We start from the raw sequence: 18,713 nt of genomic DNA on the forward strand, positions 1-18,713 counted from the left end.
CAATCCTTTTTAGTCAACCTTAACAAATGATTCTTGTTTTAGTCTACATGGTCCAACTCTCGGTTGAAGAGATTTTTTAGTCAATCCTGCAGGTAAATTTTCCTTCGATTCTATCAACATAAGGGAATGGAAACGCTGTAAATACTCATCACACTCTTCACACCAGTACTGGTCTGATTCATCCCAAAAAGCCACCATTGTCCCATTTTTGCTTTTTTTCATTGGAAAACTTTCTGAAAGTTTTACCCATTCCTTCTGAAAAGCAGAAAGTGCATCCTCGTAACGTTCGTACGTCACTCTACTGACAACATCTTCTTCCCAACCATCTAAGAACCACCACGGTTCAAAATCTCCATACATTTTAATTACTTTATACATAATACTAATTCCTTTACCGTACACATTATATCGAAATTATATGTATAAAAAAAACATTCTGCTTGTGAGTATTGCCACAAAATAACATAAAAAGCACACCTCAAAAATGAGATGTGCTTTCTTTTTATTCAGTGGCTGCAAGTTTTGCTTCTTCAGCAAGCTCTTCTGCTACTGTATCTTCAATAATTTCAACTTCATTGATGGCTTGTGGTTCAAGATTACGGTAGCGGGCCATACCTGTACCCGCTGGGATAATCTTACCAATAATAACGTTCTCTTTCAAACCAAGAAGGTTATCACGTTTACCACGAATGGCTGCATCAGTAAGGACACGAGTTGTTTCCTGGAAGGATGCTGCTGACAAGAATGAGTTGGTTTCAAGAGATGCCTTAGTAATCCCCATAAGGACTGGACGAGCTGTTGCTGGAACACCACCAGCGATAACCACATCAGCATTGGCATCTGTAAAGTCTGCAATATCCATAAGTGTACCCATAAGCAGATCTGTATCGCCTGGATCCATGACACGAACTTTACGAAGCATTTGGCGAACCATTACCTCAATGTGCTTGTCACCGATTTCTACACCCTGGCTACGGTAAACTTTTTGAACTTCAGAAAGAAGGTAAGTTTCAACTGCCAAGACATCACGAACTTCAAGCAAGTGTTTTGGTTGGATAGAACCTTCAGTGAGGGCGCTACCTCTCGCAACTTGATCACCAACTTCGACTTTCATACGGGCTGTAAATGGTACAACGTATTCGCCTTCGCCAGTTTTACCTTTAACAAAGACTTTCTTGGTACGAGTAGAAGCATCTTCTTCAATAGCGATAACTTCACCTTTAACCTCAGTGATAACTGCTTCCCCTTTCGGATTGCGCGCCTCAAAGATTTCTTGGACACGAGGAAGACCCTGAGTGATATCGCTGTTTGAGGCTACACCACCCGTGTGGAAGGTACGCATTGTAAGCTGTGTACCAGGTTCACCGATAGATTGGGCTGCAATCGTACCAACTGCTTCACCCACTTCAACCGCATCACCTGTCGCCAAGTTGATACCATAACAATGACGGCAGACACCGTGGCGAGTATTACATGTAAATACACTACGGATGGTTACTTGTTCAACACCTGCATTGACAATTTCACGGGCAATATCTTCAGTAATCAATTGGTTTGGACCAATGATAACGGCACCCGTTTCAGGATGTTTAACAGTTTTCTTAGTGTAACGACCTTGCAAACGCTCTTCAAGTGGCTCGATCATTTCCTTGCCATCTGTGATTGAACGGATGTCAAGACCACGGTCTGTTCCACAGTCGTCTTCACGGATAATAACATCTTGGGCAACGTCAACCAAACGACGAGTCAGATAACCTGAGTCGGCTGTCTTCAAGGCCGTATCCGTCATACCCTTACGGGCACCATGAGTTGAGAAGAACATTTCCAAAACAGAAAGACCTTCACGGAAGTTAGACAAGATAGGCAATTCCATGATACGTCCGTTCGGAGCTGACATCAGACCACGCATACCGGCCAACTGGGAGAAGTTGGAAATGTTACCACGGGCACCAGAGTCCATCATCATAACGATTGGGTTCTTCGGATCTTGTTTTTCAACCAGAAGTTTTTCCAATTTTTCCTTAGCTGAACGCCATTCATCTGTAACAGCTGCATAACGCTCATCATCAGTAATCATACCACGACGGAATTGTTTCTTGATTTGTTCTACACGTTCGTGAGATTCTTCAATGATTTCAGCCTTGTTGTCGATGACCGGAATATCGGCAATCCCCACTGTCAAACCAGCAAGTGTTGAGTGATAGTAACCCAAGTCTTTCAAACGGTCAAGCAGGGCTGATGTTTCAGTTGTACGGAAACGCTTGAAGATTTCAGCGATGATATTACCAAAATTTTTCTTCTTGAATGGTTGGTTGATTGGCAATTCTGCAATAGCAGCCTTGATATCTGACCCTGGCTCCAAGAAGTATTTATCAGGAGTTCCTTCTGTCAAGTTAGCATTATTTGGCTCTTGCAAGTATGGAAGTCCTTCTGGCATAATCGCGTTGAACAAGATTTTTCCGACGGTTGTCATCATGACCTTGTGTTTTTGGTTATCTTTCCAAGGTTTATCAAGGCTATCTGTTGCGATACCAACACGAGTATGCAAGTGAACATAGCCATTGCGGTAAGCCATAATAGCCTCATCCGCATCCTTGAAGACCATACCTTCACCTTCACGACCAGCATCTTCCATGGTCAAGTAGTAGTTACCCAAAACCATATCCTGAGATGGTGTTACGACTGGTTTACCATCTTTAGGGTTAAGGATGTGTTCTGCCGCAAGCATAAGGATACGTGCTTCTGCTTGTGCTTCTTCTGACAATGGAACGTGAATCGCCATCTGGTCACCGTCAAAGTCGGCGTTGTAGGCTTCACAGACAAGCGGGTGCAAACGAAGGGCTTTACCGTCGATCAGAACTGGCTCAAAAGCCTGGATACCCAAACGGTGAAGGGTAGGTGCGCGGTTCAAAAGAACTGGGTGTTCTTTGATCACTTCTTCCAAGATATCCCAAATACGGTCGTCACCACGTTCAATCAAACGTTTTGCAGCCTTTACGTTACCAGCAATATCACGGGCAACGATTTCGCGCATGACAAACGGTTTGAAGAGCTCAATAGCCATTTCACGTGGTACACCACATTGGTACATTTTAAGAGTTGGACCAACGGCGATAACGGAACGTCCTGAGAAGTCAACACGCTTACCAAGCAAGTTTTGACGGAAACGGCCTTGTTTACCTTTAAGCATGTGGCTGAGTGATTTAAGTGGACGGCTACCTGGTCCTGTAATTGGACGACCACGGCGACCGTTGTCAATCAAAGCATCTACAGCTTCTTGGAGCATCCGTTTTTCGTTTTGTACGATGATCCCTGGAGCGTTAAGTTCCAAGAGACGAGCCAAACGGTTGTTACGGTTGATAACACGGCGATATAATTCATTCAAATCAGATGCAGCAAAACGGCCACCATCCAACTGAACCATCGGACGCAAATCTGGTGGAATAACTGGCAAGATATTGAGAATCATCCACTCAGGTTTATTTCCGGATTTGTAGAAAGCATCCAATACATCCAAACGACGCACAGCTTTAATCCGTTTTTGTCCAGTAGCAGTTTTTAACTCTTCTTTCAACGCAGCGATTTCTTTTGGAAGATCGACTTGTTTCAAGAGGTCTTGGATCGCTTCTGCACCCATTTTGGCAACGAATGTACCATAGCCATATTCACGCAAACGCTCACGGTATTCGCGCTCAGTCATGATTGACTTGTGCTCAAGCGGTGTATCTTTAGGATCGATCACCACGTAAGCCGCGAAGTAGATAACTTCCTCAAGCGCACGTGGGCTCATATCTAAGGTCAAGCCCATACGACTTGGAATACCTTTGAAATACCAAATGTGTGAAATTGGTGCTTTCAACTCAATGTGTCCCATACGTTCACGACGTACTTTTGCACGAGTCACTTCCACACCACAGCGGTCACAAGTAATCCCTTTATAACGGATACGTTTGTATTTACCGCATGAACACTCCCAGTCTTTTGTTGGACCAAAGATTACTTCGTCAAATAGTCCATCACGTTCTGGTTTAAGTGTACGATAGTTGATTGTTTCAGGTTTTTTAACCTCACCGTAAGACCATGAACGAACCTTACTTGGTGAAGCTAACGTGATTTGCATACTTTTAAATCGATTTACGTCAACCACTAATAATCCCTTTCTTTTCTTGTGAGAGGATGGATTCCCATACCTCAAACTCTTGAACAATAATCAGCAGAATGGATAGCTGGTAAGCTATTTTTCTATAAATCAGACGGTGGAAAACTGTTGGTCCTTATCTCTTTCAGTTCTGAGATTTGGACCAACTTGTTCCATCCATTCTAATTATTCTTTGCCTTCTGCTTCTTCTGCTGCAAAGGCTGCGGCTGCATCAGCTGCGGCTTTTGCACGTGCTTTTTCAAGATCGTCTACGTGGATGATGTCATCATCTTCACCTTCATCAAGGTCACGTAATTCTACTTCATTGTTGTCTTCATCAAGGACACGCATATCCAAACCAAGTGATTGCAATTCTTTGACAAGAACGCGGAATGATTCTGGAACACCTGGTTTTGGAATTGGTTTACCTTTAGTGATGGCTTCATAGGCTTTAAGACGGCCTGTCACATCATCTGACTTGTAAGTCAAGATTTCTTGTAGGACGTTTGAAGCACCGTAGGCTTCAAGGGCCCAAACCTCCATCTCACCGAAACGCTGACCACCAAACTGAGCCTTACCTCCGAGTGGCTGTTGGGTAACGAGTGAGTATGGTCCTACTGAGCGGGCGTGAAGTTTATCATCAACCATGTGATGAAGCTTGATCATGTACATGACACCAACAGATACACGGTTGTCAAATGGCTCACCTGTACGTCCATCGTAAAGAATGGTTTTGGCATCTGAATCCATACCTGCTTCTTTAACAGTTGACCAGAGATCTTCTGAACTTGCACCATCGAAAACTGGTGTTGCGATATGAATGCCCAAGTTGCGAGCCGCCATACCCAAGTGAAGCTCCATAACCTGACCGATGTTCATACGTGATGGCACCCCGAGTGGGTTCAACATGATGTCAACTGGTGTTCCGTCTGGAAGATATGGCATATCCTCAACAGGTACAATACGTGAAACGACACCCTTGTTACCGTGACGACCGGCCATCTTATCTCCGACCTTGATCTTACGTTTTTGAGCAATGTAAACACGAACCAGCATGTTGACACCTGATTGCAACTCATCACCATTGGCACGGGTAAAGATTTTCACATCACGAACGACACCATCGGCACCGTGAGGTACACGAAGAGAAGTATCACGGACTTCACGTGATTTGTCACCGAAGATTGCATGCAAGAGGCGCTCTTCAGCAGAAAGATCTTTTTCACCTTTTGGTGTGACTTTACCAACAAGAATGTCGCCCTCTTTAACTTCGGCACCAATACGAATAATCCCCATTTCGTCCAAGTTGCGAAGAGCATCTTCACCAACGTTTGGAATTTCGCGAGTGATTTCTTCAGGGCCTAACTTAGTATCACGTGTTTCTGATTCGTATTCTTCCAAGTGAACAGATGTAAACACATCGTCCTTCACAAGGCGTTCAGACATGATAACTGCATCCTCAAAGTTGTAACCTTCCCAAGTCATGTAGGCAACGATAGGGTTTTGACCAAGAGCCATTTCCCCGTTTTCCATGGAAGGTCCATCTGCGATGAAGTCGCCTTTTTCAACGATGTCGCCCAATTTTACAAGGGTGCGTTGGTTATAGGCTGTACCAGAGTTCGAACGACGGAATTTAGAAATGTGGTAGACATCAAGCGAACCATCTTCACGACGCACTTCTACCTTATCCGCATCTGCAAAAACAACCTTACCATCATGTTGAGCGATAATAGCCGCACCTGAGTCATGTGCAGCCTGGTATTCCATACCAGTCCCTACAAATGGTGCTTTCGGATCAATCAATGGGACAGCCTGACGTTGCATGTTGGCACCCATGAGGGCACGGTTGGAGTCATCGTTTTCCAAGAAAGGAATACATGCTGTCGCAACGGCAACTACCTGTTTAGGTGAAACGTCCATGAAGTCTGCTGAATCTGCTGGGAACTCTTGGTTGTTACCTTGGTGACGTCCCATAACAATCTTATCAACGAAACGGTTGTTTTCATCAAGAGCTGATGTTGATTGTGCTACGATGTAGGCATCTTCTTCATCCGCTGTCAACCAAACGATTTCGTTTGTAACTGTACCAGTTGCACGGTCAATCTTGCGGTATGGTGTTTGGATGAAGCCATACTTGTTAAGGTGACCATAAGAAGATAAGTTGTTGATCAAACCGATGTTTGGTCCCTCAGGCGTTTCAATCGGACACATACGACCATAGTGAGTGTAGTGAACGTCTCGAACCTCATAACCAGCACGGTCACGAGTCAAACCACCAGGTCCCAAGGCTGACAAACGGCGTTTGTGAGACAACTCAGAAAGTGGGTTGTGTTGGTCCATGAACTGTGACAACTGAGATGAACCAAAGAATTCTTTGATTGCGGCTGTAACAGGACGGATATTGATGATTTGTTGTGGCGTCAATACTTCATTGTCTTGAACAGACATACGCTCACGCAAGTTACGTTCCATACGAGTCAAACCGATACGTACTTGGTTAGCAAGCAATTCACCAACGGCACGAATACGACGGTTACCCAAGTGGTCAATATCATCTACACGACCAAGACCCTCAGCCAAGTTGAGGAAGTAGCTCATTTCAGCCAAGATGTCCGCAGGTGTTACTGTACGTACTTTTTCTGCTGGATTAGCATTACCAATCACCGTCACAACACGTTCTGGATCCTTAGGAGCTACAATCTTGAATTTCTGCAAAAGAACTGGCTCAAGAAGAACAGCGTTGTCATTTGGAATATACTCTACCAAGTTGAGCTCATCGAATTGTGCTTCTACTTTTTCAAGCACATCACGACTCAATACAGTACCAGCTTCCAAGACAATTTCGCCTGTCTCACCGTTAATCACATGCTCAGCAAGTGTTTGGTTGAGCAAACGAGTACGGAGGTTGAGTTTTTTATTAATCTTGTAACGACCAACAGGTGCCAAGTCGTAACGACGTGGGTCAAAGAAACGAGCTGTCAAAAGACTACGAGAGCTTTCAGCTGTCTTTGGTTCACCTGGACGAAGGCGCTCATAGATTTCCTTAAGCGCTTCATCTGTACGAGAATCTGCTGGGTTTTTATGAATATCTTTTTCAATGGTATTGCGAACCAATTCGCTATCACCAAAGATATCAAAGATTTCATCATCACCTGAGAAACCAAGCGCACGAACAAGCGTTGTGAATGGAATCTTACGCGTACGGTCAATACGAGTGTAGGCAATGTCTTTTGAGTCTGTTTCTAATTCCAACCAAGCTCCACGGTTAGGAATAACCGTTGATCCATAACCTACTTTACCATTCTTATCTACTTTATCATTGAAGTAGACACCTGGTGAACGAACCAACTGAGAAACGATGATACGCTCTGCACCGTTGATGATGAAGGTACCCATTTCAGTCATGATTGGAAACTCACCGAAGAAGACTTCTTGTGTCTTGATCTCGCCAGTTTCTTTATTCACCAGACGGAAAGTCACATAAATTGGAGCTGAGTAGTTCGCATCATGCGCACGCGCTTCTTCCAATGTGTATTTAGGTTCTTTCAATTCATAACCAACGAATTCCAATTCCATGGTATCCGTAAAGTTTGAAACTGGAAGTACATCTTCAAAGACTTCTTTCAAACCATAATCTAAAAAGTCTTGGAAAGAGTCCGTTTGGATTTCAATCAAATTTGGTAAATCAAGAACTTCCTTGATTCTTGAAAAACTACGACGGGTACGGTGCTTACCGTACTGAACTTCATGTCCTGCCAAAAGTTTTCTCCTTTGTAATAAGATACGAGACCGTGAAAACCAAAGTGAAAATAGGAGAGTGACGCCGTGTCACCAGACACAAGGAGCTCTATCTTTTTCACACAGGTTTTAGGTCGAGTTCAATTAAAGATACGAGGGCGTCAAACACTCCAAAAGAAAATAGGACATCGACAAAGCAATCAAAAGATTGCAAGGGGATGTATCTTTTTCTACAGGAGTATAGCCCGAGTTCAATTATATTCAGCATGTGATGACCTGCACTTACTTATTCTGAATTTTTAGAATCTTTAAGAATAGGTAACAATTCTCAAAGAGCTTCTTCATAGACACAAAAAGAGCAGCTAAATCTTCCTTTTAAAAAGTGTGATTTAACTGCTGCAAGCCTTGCTTGGACAATATTTCAAACAAGACACACGACAAATAATTTATACAATTATAGCACAAGAACTAGAATAAATCAAGAAATGAATCAGTTCTGTATCTTTGATATCATTCGAAAGTAATCAATCGAGCTGAATTGTCTTTTTGCCTGAGATCGTCATAAAACTATTATCTTGCTCTTGAGATAAATTCTACAATGTTAACCACGTAATCTACTCTAATTTTGAATCATTATCTAATTATATGGAACAAGCGCTTCGATTTGAACCCCTAAAAGATTAGTCACTGCTAGATGTCTGAGTGTCTGTATCTTGGTCATTATTTGAACTCGAAGAACTTGTTCCACTGCTTCGACTAGAGCTACTGCGTTGAGTTGAGCTACTTGATGTGGTCGTTTGCGACCCAATTATAGTATTCCAAGCCTGACGTTTATCGCTGTCGGTCCCTCCAACCATGAAATTATAATTGGTTACAGGTGCGCCGTTTTTGGCCCAATAACTTGTTGTGGTCGCACCACCTATCGTTACTCGACGACCATTCACCTGAACTGTTCCGGCACGTTGACCAGTAGAAGATACAACATTAGAGGAGATGACACTGTTATCCAGTTCAAACTTACCTGAAAACATATCCGATTTGAAATTGTATAATGCATCCACAAGGTATGCAACGTATTGTGAATTATTATAGTATCCTGTCCAGACATACATTTCTGAGTTGTCATCATTCCCCACCCATGTTCCTAAGGTTACTTTCGGAGTAGATAACATTAACCAAACATCATTTACCTCATTACTTGTACCCGTTTTTCCAACGAAGTCAGATGTTGCGGCTTGAGGATTCAAACTACTTAATCGACTTTTGAATGTTGAGGTGTAACCAGAATTAATCACTTGTCGTAATAACATATTCATAATGCTTGCCGTAGCTTTTGAATACACTTGAACGGGAGCAGCTTCGTGCTGGTATACCACCGTTCCATCCGATGCAGTGATACTTTCAACAATATAGTGCTTATTATAAACACCGCCATTGGCTAAAGTCTGATAGCCGTTGGTATTCGTCAATACAGAGATTTCAACTCCTCCGCCTAATGGCACACTTTCAATATCATACATTGGAATATGATAATTCATTTTTTCCATGTAATCCTTAGCATTAACCCCTGCGTTTTGAATCATTTTATAAGTCCAAAAAGCCGGGATATTTACAGACATATCAATAGCAGTCTTTAAATTCATCATACCAGTACCTTTACTACTGCCGTACATAATTGGCTGACCACTTGAGAAGTTTGTAGGATAATTAGATAGAATACTTGCAGACCCTAGCAATCCTTGATCAATAGCAATACCATAAGCTAACAATGGTTTAATAGTAGAAGCAGGTGACCGTTGTGTGTCGAAGGCGTGGTTATTTTGATTTGTTGCAAAGTTCCTACCACCAATAAATCCTAGAATAGCTCCTGTACTATTATCAATCAAAACACTTCCTGTTTCAACATATTCATTTCCATTGTCTAGAACTGAACCGTAATTCGCTACGACAGATTGCATTGCAGAATAGATGCCTTTATCAACGGTACTCTTTATAATATATCCCCCTTGACTTAATTCCTGAGTCGCCATCTCCTCATATGATGATTTTATATCATCATTTTTCAAGTCATTTTCAGAAACTGCATCCCGTTTAACGAGATAATCAAACATGACCTGCTGTGCCTCCTCCATAACTTCATAATAGAGGTAATCTTTTGTATCTGAAGTAATGGGTGCAGGGGCGATAAAATCTTGCTTAATATCATAATCTTTATAAGCTTCGTATTCCTCTTTAGTCAAAAAAGAAGCCCGATACATATTATAAAGAACGTCCTGATAACGCTCAATTCCATAAATCATGTCATCATCCGATTTCCGTGTTCCATCTGAAGCATACGGAGAATACACAATAGGACTTTGAGGCAATCCAGCGATATAAGCAGCCTGTGGGACGCTTAACTCCTTAGCCGTTTTTCCAAAGATCCCTCTTGCAGCTGCCTCTACACCTGCAATATTTTTACCCTGATTGTTTCGTCCAAAAGGAGAGACATTCAAATAAATTGTTAATATCTCATTTTTTTTCATATTTCGCTCTAAAGCTAAAGCAGAAACGATTTCATTAGCCTTTCGCGTAAAGGTTGGAGCATCACCCACCAATTGTTGTTTGATCAATTGTTGGGTCAAAGTAGAGCCACCACTAGAAGATCCTAGTCCGATAGATCCTAAAGCAGCACGTAATACTGCTTTTGGTACAACACCATTATGCGTCTCAAAGGTTTCGTCTTCTGTAGCAATAACTGCCTGCTTTAGATAATCCGAAACCTCTTCAGACGTGACTGGTATACGTAATAAGTCAGAATTTACTTCTGAAACTAAACTACCATCTGAATAAGTTATTGTTGAAATACGACTAACTTCCGATACCTTTTCAACCAACTCTTTTGTTTTTGGCACTTCAACTTTGTCGAAAAGACTAACAACAAAGCCTACTCCGACCCCACCACCAAAAATAGCAATTAAAAATCCTAAGACAACTATCGAATTAATCAATAATTTAAGGGTCCGAAGGAAGATTCCAAAACCATTCTCTAACTGATGAATATCAACTTTCTTTTTTAAATCTTGTTTTTCTGATTTGTTATTCATAAAAACTCCTTATCACTCAATTATACCAAATTTTGTATATTTTCCGCAATTTCATGGTATAATAGGAGAGAATTTTTTAATGGTGAGATGCGGTTTTAGCTTGTAAAAAACTCAAAAACCAAAGCATCTTGTTGAAGGAGAAACGCATGAACATTTTTGAAGAACTAAAAGCACGTGGCTTGGTCTTTCAAACAACTGATGAAGAAGCCCTAGTAAAAGCATTAACAGAAGGGCAAGTATCCTATTATTCTGGCTACGACCCAACTGCCGACAGCCTGCATTTGGGGCATTTGGTACCAATCCTCGTCTGCCGTCACTTGCAATTAGCAGGGCACAAACCTTACGCTCTAGTTGGTGGAGCTACTGGTCTGATTGGGGACCCTTCCTTCAAGGATGCGGAGCGGAGCTTGCAGACCAAAGACACCGTGGACGGTTGGGTTGATAAAATCCAAGGACAGCTTTCTCGCTTCTTGGATTTTGAAAATGGTGACAACAAGGCTGAAATGGTCAACAACTACGACTGGTTCTCAGACATCAGCTTTATCGACTTCCTCCGCGATGTCGGTAAATACTTCACTGTCAACTACATGATGAGCAAAGATTCTGTTAAAAAACGAATTGAAACAGGAATTTCTTACACTGAATTTGCATACCAAATCATGCAAGGCTATGATTTCTATGAGTTGAATGATAAGCATAATGTTACATTGCAAATTGGTGGTTCAGATCAATGGGGCAATATGACCGCCGGCACGGAATTGCTACGTCGCAAAGCTGATAGAACTGGTCACGTGATGACTGTTCCGCTCATCACTGACTCAACCGGTAAGAAATTTGGTAAGTCTGAGGGTAATGCTGTTTGGCTTGATGCTGATAAAACTTCTCCTTACGAAATGTACCAATTCTGGCTCAATGTCATGGACGACGATGCCGTTCGTTTCTTGAAAATCTTTACATTCTTATCACTAGATGAGATTGCAGAGATTGAAGAACAATTTAATGCAACCCGTCATGAACGTTTGGCTCAGAAAATTTTGGCTAAGGAAGTCGTGACATTAGTTCATGGTGAAGAAGCCTATAACCAAGCCCTTAACATTACTGAACAATTGTTCGCTGGCAATATCAAAAACCTATCCGCAAAAGAACTCAAACAGGGGCTTAGCAACGTTCCAAACTACGCTGTACAGGCTGAAGACAACCTCAACATTGTTGAACTCTTGGTTACCTCTGGTATTGTTAACTCAAAACGCCAAGCTCGTGAAGATGTAGCAAATGGTGCCATCTATGTCAACGGTGAACGTGTGCAGGATTTGGACTACACTCTTTCTGACAGCGACAAGATTGACGGCGAGTTGACCATTATCCGTCGTGGTAAGAAGAAATATTCTGTTTTGACTTATTAACATTTTTTAAGGAAATCCTATGTGATTTCCTTTTCTGCTAACCTAGGAGAAAAGATATGACCTGCATTTTTTGCCACCAACTCAATGAAAATGCCATTCTCTACCAGACGAAGCATTTCAAAGTAGTCTGGGATATTGACCCTGTCCAAACTGCACATCTACTGATTATCAGCAAGAAACATTATGACACGCTCAGCCAAGTCCCTCCTGCTATTCGCTTTGAACTGTCGAACTTGGAAGTCTTGTTAACTGAAAAACTCTGTCAAGCATTGGCAATTGACGGTGTGACCATAGCTTGCAACGATCGCTTGTTTGACACTGGCACCCATTTCCACGTTCATCTCATCCCACGCTTTCAATCAGATGGCTTCTGGGACCAAATTTCGCTTGCACACGTGCAACTGGATTTGACTCATTTTCTCAAAGCATTATAAAAAGCAGCCCGACAAAGATATTTTTCAGATAAGATATTCTGAGTTTATTGATAAAAAGCTCACCAGTGCTCTATAATAATACATATATGCTACAAGATTAAGGAGAGAAAGATGGCTCAAAAGAATAACCTGCTAAAAAATTTGAATAAGCTTGTTGATATTATCCCTGATACTACAAAAATAATAGGGGATACTGTTCAGGCTGCAGCTCCTATTGTTGATAAAGCTTTAGACCGTCAACACGAAAAAAATCTGAGTCAAATTCAGGTACCTAATGTTATCGACTTAGATGTGGAGGAAGCCAAACGCCACCTTGAAGAAATTGGTTTTCGAGTCACTCTCACTCTGGTGAAACCGAATAAAAAATACCGCCAGGAAACTACTCGAGACAATGAAGTAGTTGATATGATTCCAAAAGCAGGAAAATTCGATAAAGGAAGCCTCATCAAACTCTACTATATCAACCAAGAAATTATTGATGCGAGTAATCAAGAAGTTACAATTCCAAATCTCATAGGACTAACCATTCCAGAGGCTCGCGACCACTTGCAGGAAGTCGGTTTCAAACCAGCAATGGAAATTCTCACAGCAGATGCCAAGTATGCAAAACAAAAAATAAATGTTGTGATTGATATGGAGCCAAAGGCAAACCTCTTTACAACAACAGCTGTGAAAGGTAGCCTCATCAAGTTAAAATATCTAGATGAAGAAACATTGGAACAAAGCCTACAGTTAGCTAGCCAAGCCGAAGAAAATCAATTAGATGTGGGGCAACTATTCAAACAGCTTCCAAATCTATTTGGAAACAAGGATATCGAATAAAAAATAAGAAGAGATCATTTTAGAATCTCTCCTTATTTTTTATCTCATTTATACCAACTCTTCCACTTCATAGATTGTATCATCCAGCACCTCTTGGTACCGTTTCAAGTCATAGGCCACAGAGGTTTCCACCTCCGCCAACTGCTGATCCAGCTGGATTTTCACCTCTTCCACCCCGTCCAAGTCCAAGAAATGATTGGTCACATGCTTCACACAGTTTTGACAAGATAAATTTTTCAATTTCAAGGTTTGTTTCATGTTCTTTCTCCTCGTTCTTACACAATAAAAATAAAAAGTAGCACAACTCTAAAGGTTTGCAAATTGAGCAAACTCTGTTCACATCCTTAAGCCAAAGATTGAACTCTGGTACTTACTCATTTTCAAGTAACACCACCCAAATTTTACACTCATTTAATCAACACACCTTATGTCGATTTTTGAAGTGTGTGATGATGACCACAAGTACATTGACCTGGCAGACACTGACAGACAATACTCTCAGGTGCCGTCTTTTGTAACTGCGAGATTTTGCTGGCAATATTCTCAAGGCTTTTTTGGGAAAATGTCCCTGTGTCCAGCAGCTTTTCAACCAGTTGCCCCTGCTTCGTGGAGCATATGGTAGCCAATAAGAGCTCCACCTGCCCCTGCAAATGTTCCTCTTCACTAATCAGCGGATAATAGTGATACTTGCTTGTTTCCTTGGCCATACGCAAATAGTTTTTCTTCCGTAGTCGCCCCAAAAGTGTCTTAACGGTCGTCGCCTGCCAATCAAATCCCTCCTGCAAGGCCTGAATAATTTCCTGAGAAGTCGTTCCCGGCTGTGCCCACAGAACCCGCATCACCTGCCACTCTGCAGCTGAAATAGTTTGCTCCACAATCTCACCTCCATGAATCTATTTCTACAATTTCAGTTTACAACTGTAGTCAAAAAATGTCAAGAAGAAAGACTGAACCTCTCGTCCAGTCTTTTTTCTCTTAATGAGCCAGCATTTCCTGACCAATTTCCAAACCAGTCAAACCAACAAGGTAGTAAGTCGGCCAGTTTTCCAATTCTTCCAAAAGCTTATCTTGACTCTCTCCACCAAAGTAGATATGGAAGTGACCGGTTTTTACTGGTGCAATATTGTGATCGCTAAATTGAACATACTTGTAGTTTCCAGCATTTGCATCTGTTGCCTCAAACAAGAAACGAACGCCACGATTTCCTTTTTTGTAAGTCAAAATCTTATAACCCACATACTTATAAGTAAATTTCTCTTTCTTATCACCTACCACAAATTCCATGGTATTATCTGTAATATTAATTTGATCAACATCCGTTTTGTACCCAGTATCATAATATGCCTTATACTCATCAAATGTCATATCGCCTTTCAGTTTAGCCTTATAATCCCAGACTTGATCAAAGGTCCCATCAAGCCAATATGGATAAACAGATTTCCATTCGCCTGCATAGTCTGAGAGTGTGCGATCTTTTACAGCACTGTCTTCAAAATACCCATTATAGACCGTTTGTGGAGTCTCAGCCCCATCCTCTGGTAAAATTTCGGAACCAGCTTGAGAAGTTGTTTTTTCAAGGGCAGTCAGATTATCTTCCATAACAGAAATATAATCCTTACCATTTTTCATATCTTCATCTGTCAAACTTTCAAGAGGATTCAGAACATCCAGCTGAACACCTGTTTCATTTGCGAGTGTTTCAGCAACAGATTTCGACGTATTTTCTTCAAAGTATATATACTTGATTCCATATTCGTTGATATAGTCGGTTAATTCGGCCAACCGCGAAGGGGTAGAATCTTCATCCGCAGCAACACCCGTGATTGAAACTTGTCTCAAACCATAATCTAAAGCCAGATAAGCAAAAGCTGTATGTTGTGTAACAAAATACTTTTGTTTAGCGGCAGATAATGTCTCAGAATATTTAGTATCCAAAGCATCTAATTTCTCAATATAGGCTGCCGCATTTGTTTCAAAAGTCTCTTTCTTTTCTGGGTATTTAGCTACCAAACTATCACGAATAGTTTCTACAAGAGTAATTGCACGTGCAGGAGACAACCATACATGCGGATCATAAGGATGGCTATGCCCCTCCTCACTCTGGTCGTGATCCTCACCTTCTTCACTACCGGGTAACAAGAGCATCCCTTCCGTTGCTCTAATCACACTGACCTTTGAGGTGTCAATAGATTCCTCAACATCATGAACCCATGTTTCCATATTTTTATTTTCGTAAACAAAAACATCAGCTTCTTGAATTCGAGCAATATCTTTTGCTGAAGGTTCATAATCATGAACTTCTGTTCCAGCCTTAACCAACAGATCAACATTTGCCTCATCACCTGCCACCTGCTTAGTGAATTCATAAACAGGATAGAAGGTTGTTACAATATTTAGCTTCCCATCTTCAGAAGCTGTGCTATTGCCACATGCTCCTAAAAGCAAAGCTGAAATAGACACGAATATCAATCCAACTTTTTTCATCATTACTCCTTATTTTCTAAATTTTTGAACAACATTCACCAGTAAGAAAAAACTAATGAAAATCAAGGTAATACTTGCACTTGCTGGGGTTTCTGCATAATAGGATGTCATCAAACCTGTCACCATTCCTAAAAAGCCAATTGCCATCCCCGTAAAGATAACAGCTTTAAAACTCTTACCAAGTTGTAAGGCAATAGAAGCAGGTAGAACCATAATGGTTGAAACCAATAAAGCCCCCGCAGCAGGAATCATAAGAGCAATCGCAACACCAGTAACTACATTAAAGGCAATAGACATGGCTCTAACAGGCAATCCATCTACAAATGCGGTATCTTCATCAAAGGTAAGAATATACATAGGACGTAAAAATAACAACGTCAATAGAATGACAATCAAAGCAATCACAAATAAAGCAACTACTTGTTCTTGACTGATTGTTACAATCGAACCAAAAAGGTATTGTTCCAGACTAAGTCCAGACTTTCCTCCTGATTTATTCATAACAATTAACGAAATCGCCAAACCAGTCGACATGAGAATTGCCGTTCCGATTTCCATAAAGTTTTTATAAATAGTCCTCAAATATTCCAAAAATACAGCTGCTACAATTACAACAAGTACTGTTGAAAGAGTAGGCGAAATACCCAAAACCAAACCGAATGCAACACCAGCTAAAGAAACGTGACTGAGGGTATCTGACATTAGGCTTTGACGCCTAAGGATTAAGAAAACCCCTAGGATTGGTGAAAAGAAACTCATGGCAATAATCGCCAGAAAAGCGCGTTGCATAAAGTCGTAATTAAATACAGATAAATCAAACATGGACAACCTCCTCATCTGTTTCATGAACATTGAAACAACGCCAAGGAGACTGTTGATCACGAACCAGGTGAATATTACGATCAGCGTATTTATTCAATTCATCGGGATCGTGAGTAATCATCAATACAGATTTACCATGCTTTTTGGCTGAGTGATGCATGAGCTGGTAAAAGGCATCCTTTGTCCCTACATCCATACCAGTAGTAGGCTCATCCAAAATAAAAATATCCGGATCCGAAGCAAACATACGTGCTATTACAGCTCGTTGTTTTTGACCACCACTCAATGCTCCCAAACGTTTTTCACGATGCTCCCACATCCCTACAGATTCCAGACTTTTCCGAACATGTTCCTCATCATGGGCTGTCAATCGACGGAACCACCCTTGCCGAGGATAACGACCAGATTTTACAAACTCATAAACTGTACTCGGAAAGCCAGCATTAAAACTTGCTATCTGCTGAGGTAAGTAAGCCATACGTAATTTCTTACCTTTTATACTTTTTTCTGCAATAATGACTTTTCCATGTTTTGGCTTTAATATCCCTAAAGTTGCTTTAATTAGAGTAGATTTCGCCGCCCCATTCTCACCAGTTAATGTAACGAATTCACCGCTATCTAAATGGTAGTGAATATTTTCCAAAACCGGCTCCTTGTCGTAGTAAAACGACAAATCTTCCACAGTAATATATCTCATTTATTTTCTAATTTTCTCCACTAACTCATTCAAAAATCTTGCAATAAGCTCTTGTTCGTCAAGACTATAATTATCTAACAGTTCTTCATATGCTTCCAAAGTATGTGCATGATGATGCGCATGCTCCGCAGCAATAGGCTTTGCAGCCTCAGTCAGACTAAAACGAACAATACGTGCATCCTTTGAATCCTTTACTGCTACTAATAAGCCCTGAGCAACCAAAGATTTAGTAGCCTTTGTAATAGCAGCTTGACTAACATTCAGCTGCTTTGCAATTTCAGTATTAGTATACGCAGCTTTTTCAATAAGCATCAAAATATGCTCCTGCGTATTCGTCAACTTCGCCGTACTTTGACAAGAACCAACCAATATTTCCAACTGGTTCTCAGAACTCAAAACTATATCATGCAAACACTTCTCAATATCTAATGCAAATTGGTTCATAAGCACATCCTTAACCTTTTAATTAACTCGTTAAGTATATCATACTAATAAGAAAAAAACAAGAAAAAAATAAAAAATATTTAAAAGCTAACTTGTCAAAGTAAGTTCTAGTCTGACTCGAAAACTATAAACTAGACTGAGACGAAAAAATAAGGTAGAACTTGAGAACATTAAACTACATTTAGAATTAAAGAGTTTAGTTGAAAATGGTGAATAAAAATCAGAAAGTTGTACATGTTTTACTCCGTCAGATTAACCAACTAGATAAAGAGATTAGTAATTTTTAGTAACTCAACTGAAAATTTTAAAACCTCAAAACAAAAAGACAAGGCTTAGAAACCTTGTCTTTAATACTATACCGGCGGCCTACAAACTAGCGTTAAAATAAGTTAAAATAGATAACAAAAATGCGTTTAAATCAAGATATTATCACTCGCTAGTTAGTATAAAAATTGGTAAAGTTGACCAACTATTGACCAAGCTATTTTTCAATTTTAAAAAGAAAATTTTTCATTACTAAGTTACTTTTCTTAAATTTCATACAATTAGTTTAGTACCGACCTCGACTTTTGAGGTCTATACCAATATGGCATATATTTTATTCCCAAAAGTTGTTGAAATAGCGTAGTCTTTTCAATGAGTTTT

General features: G+C 40.7%; 13 protein-coding genes. 3 read left to right on the forward strand and 10 right to left on the reverse strand.

The genetic code is table 11. The features are described from left to right. Positions 1-9: 9 nt before the first annotated feature. From D2A30_09605 to D2A30_09620, 4 genes are all read right to left on the reverse strand, one after another. Positions 10-378 (reverse strand): DUF1033 family protein, encoded by a 369-nt coding sequence (locus D2A30_09605; protein ULL21796.1) that lies wholly within the window; start codon positions 376-378, stop codon positions 10-12. 124 nt (positions 379-502) lie between these two features. Further along, positions 503-4,147: a DNA-directed RNA polymerase subunit beta' gene (gene rpoC / locus D2A30_09610; GenBank protein ID ULL21797.1), complete on the reverse strand. Its 3,645-nt coding sequence runs from the start codon at positions 4,145-4,147 to the stop codon at positions 503-505. A gap of 177 nt (positions 4,148-4,324) precedes the next feature. After that, positions 4,325-7,897 carry a DNA-directed RNA polymerase subunit beta gene (gene rpoB / locus D2A30_09615; GenBank protein ID ULL21798.1) on the reverse strand — a complete coding sequence of 1,191 codons (3,573 nt, stop codon included), beginning with the start codon at positions 7,895-7,897 and terminating at the stop codon, positions 4,325-4,327. 659 nt (positions 7,898-8,556) lie between these two features. Continuing rightward, positions 8,557-10,962, reverse strand: a complete 2,406-nt coding sequence (locus D2A30_09620) for a penicillin-binding protein (GenBank protein ULL21799.1) — start codon at positions 10,960-10,962, stop codon at positions 8,557-8,559. 146 nt (positions 10,963-11,108) lie between these two features. Between D2A30_09620 and D2A30_09625 the strand changes: the two genes are divergently transcribed. The 3 genes from D2A30_09625 to D2A30_09635 all read left to right on the forward strand — a co-directional run bounded on the left by D2A30_09625 (position 11,109) and on the right by D2A30_09635 (position 13,621). Continuing rightward, on the forward strand, positions 11,109-12,365 hold the full coding sequence (locus tag D2A30_09625; protein ID ULL21800.1) for a tyrosine--tRNA ligase: 1,257 nt from the start codon (positions 11,109-11,111) through the stop codon (positions 12,363-12,365). Between the two features lie 56 nt (positions 12,366-12,421). Next, positions 12,422-12,799: an HIT family protein gene (locus D2A30_09630; GenBank protein ID ULL21801.1), complete on the forward strand. Its 378-nt coding sequence runs from the start codon at positions 12,422-12,424 to the stop codon at positions 12,797-12,799. A 111-nt stretch (positions 12,800-12,910) separates the two neighbouring features. Then, positions 12,911-13,621 carry a PASTA domain-containing protein gene (locus D2A30_09635; GenBank protein ID ULL21802.1) on the forward strand — a complete coding sequence of 237 codons (711 nt, stop codon included), beginning with the start codon at positions 12,911-12,913 and terminating at the stop codon, positions 13,619-13,621. Positions 13,622-13,669: 48 nt separating this feature from the next. Here the strand turns inward: D2A30_09635 and D2A30_09640 are convergent, their stop codons facing one another. The 6 genes from D2A30_09640 to D2A30_09665 all read right to left on the reverse strand — a co-directional run bounded on the left by D2A30_09640 (position 13,670) and on the right by D2A30_09665 (position 18,068). After that, complete coding sequence (locus D2A30_09640) at positions 13,670-13,879, reverse strand: heavy-metal-associated domain-containing protein (protein ULL21803.1); 210 nt, start codon at positions 13,877-13,879, stop codon at positions 13,670-13,672. A 167-nt stretch (positions 13,880-14,046) separates the two neighbouring features. Further along, the gene (locus D2A30_09645; GenBank protein ULL21804.1) at positions 14,047-14,514 is read right to left on the reverse strand and encodes a CopY/TcrY family copper transport repressor; all 468 of its coding nucleotides are present in this window, start codon (positions 14,512-14,514) and stop codon (positions 14,047-14,049) included. Positions 14,515-14,596: 82 nt separating this feature from the next. After that, complete coding sequence (locus D2A30_09650) at positions 14,597-16,105, reverse strand: zinc ABC transporter substrate-binding protein AdcA (protein ID ULL21805.1); 1,509 nt, start codon at positions 16,103-16,105, stop codon at positions 14,597-14,599. Positions 16,106-16,114: 9 nt separating this feature from the next. Beyond that, positions 16,115-16,927 carry a metal ABC transporter permease gene (locus D2A30_09655; GenBank protein ULL21806.1) on the reverse strand — a complete coding sequence of 271 codons (813 nt, stop codon included), beginning with the start codon at positions 16,925-16,927 and terminating at the stop codon, positions 16,115-16,117. Next, a complete protein-coding gene (locus D2A30_09660) occupies positions 16,920-17,624 on the reverse strand; it encodes a metal ABC transporter ATP-binding protein (GenBank protein ULL21807.1) in 705 nt (234 codons plus the stop codon). The genes D2A30_09655 and D2A30_09660 overlap by 8 nt, the downstream gene beginning before the upstream one ends. Then, entirely contained in the window at positions 17,625-18,068 is a 444-nt protein-coding gene (locus D2A30_09665; GenBank protein ULL21808.1) for a MarR family transcriptional regulator, read from the reverse strand. Positions 18,069-18,713: the final 645 nt, after the last annotated feature.

Origin of the sequence: Streptococcus suis (assembly GCA_022354845.1) — a bacterium.
GTDB classification, from domain to species: Bacteria; Bacillota; Bacilli; order Lactobacillales; family Streptococcaceae; genus Streptococcus; species Streptococcus suis_AA.

Excerpts from the sequence above, each read along its gene's own strand:
- D2A30_09630 (ULL21801.1), top strand. The coding sequence starts at position 12,422 with ATGACCTGCATTTTTTGCCACCAACTCAATGAAAATGCCATTCTCTAC.
- D2A30_09620 (ULL21799.1), bottom strand. The coding sequence starts at position 10,962 with ATGAATAACAAATCAGAAAAACAAGATTTAAAAAAGAAAGTTGATATT.
- D2A30_09650 (ULL21805.1), bottom strand. The coding sequence starts at position 16,105 with ATGAAAAAAGTTGGATTGATATTCGTGTCTATTTCAGCTTTGCTTTTA.
- D2A30_09625 (ULL21800.1), top strand. The coding sequence starts at position 11,109 with ATGAACATTTTTGAAGAACTAAAAGCACGTGGCTTGGTCTTTCAAACA.
- D2A30_09605 (ULL21796.1), bottom strand. The coding sequence starts at position 378 with ATGTATAAAGTAATTAAAATGTATGGAGATTTTGAACCGTGGTGGTTC.
- D2A30_09655 (ULL21806.1), bottom strand. The coding sequence starts at position 16,927 with ATGTTTGATTTATCTGTATTTAATTACGACTTTATGCAACGCGCTTTT.
- D2A30_09665 (ULL21808.1), bottom strand. The coding sequence starts at position 18,068 with ATGAACCAATTTGCATTAGATATTGAGAAGTGTTTGCATGATATAGTT.
- D2A30_09635 (ULL21802.1), top strand. The coding sequence starts at position 12,911 with ATGGCTCAAAAGAATAACCTGCTAAAAAATTTGAATAAGCTTGTTGAT.
- D2A30_09640 (ULL21803.1), bottom strand. The coding sequence starts at position 13,879 with ATGAAACAAACCTTGAAATTGAAAAATTTATCTTGTCAAAACTGTGTG.
- D2A30_09660 (ULL21807.1), bottom strand. The coding sequence starts at position 17,624 with ATGAGATATATTACTGTGGAAGATTTGTCGTTTTACTACGACAAGGAG.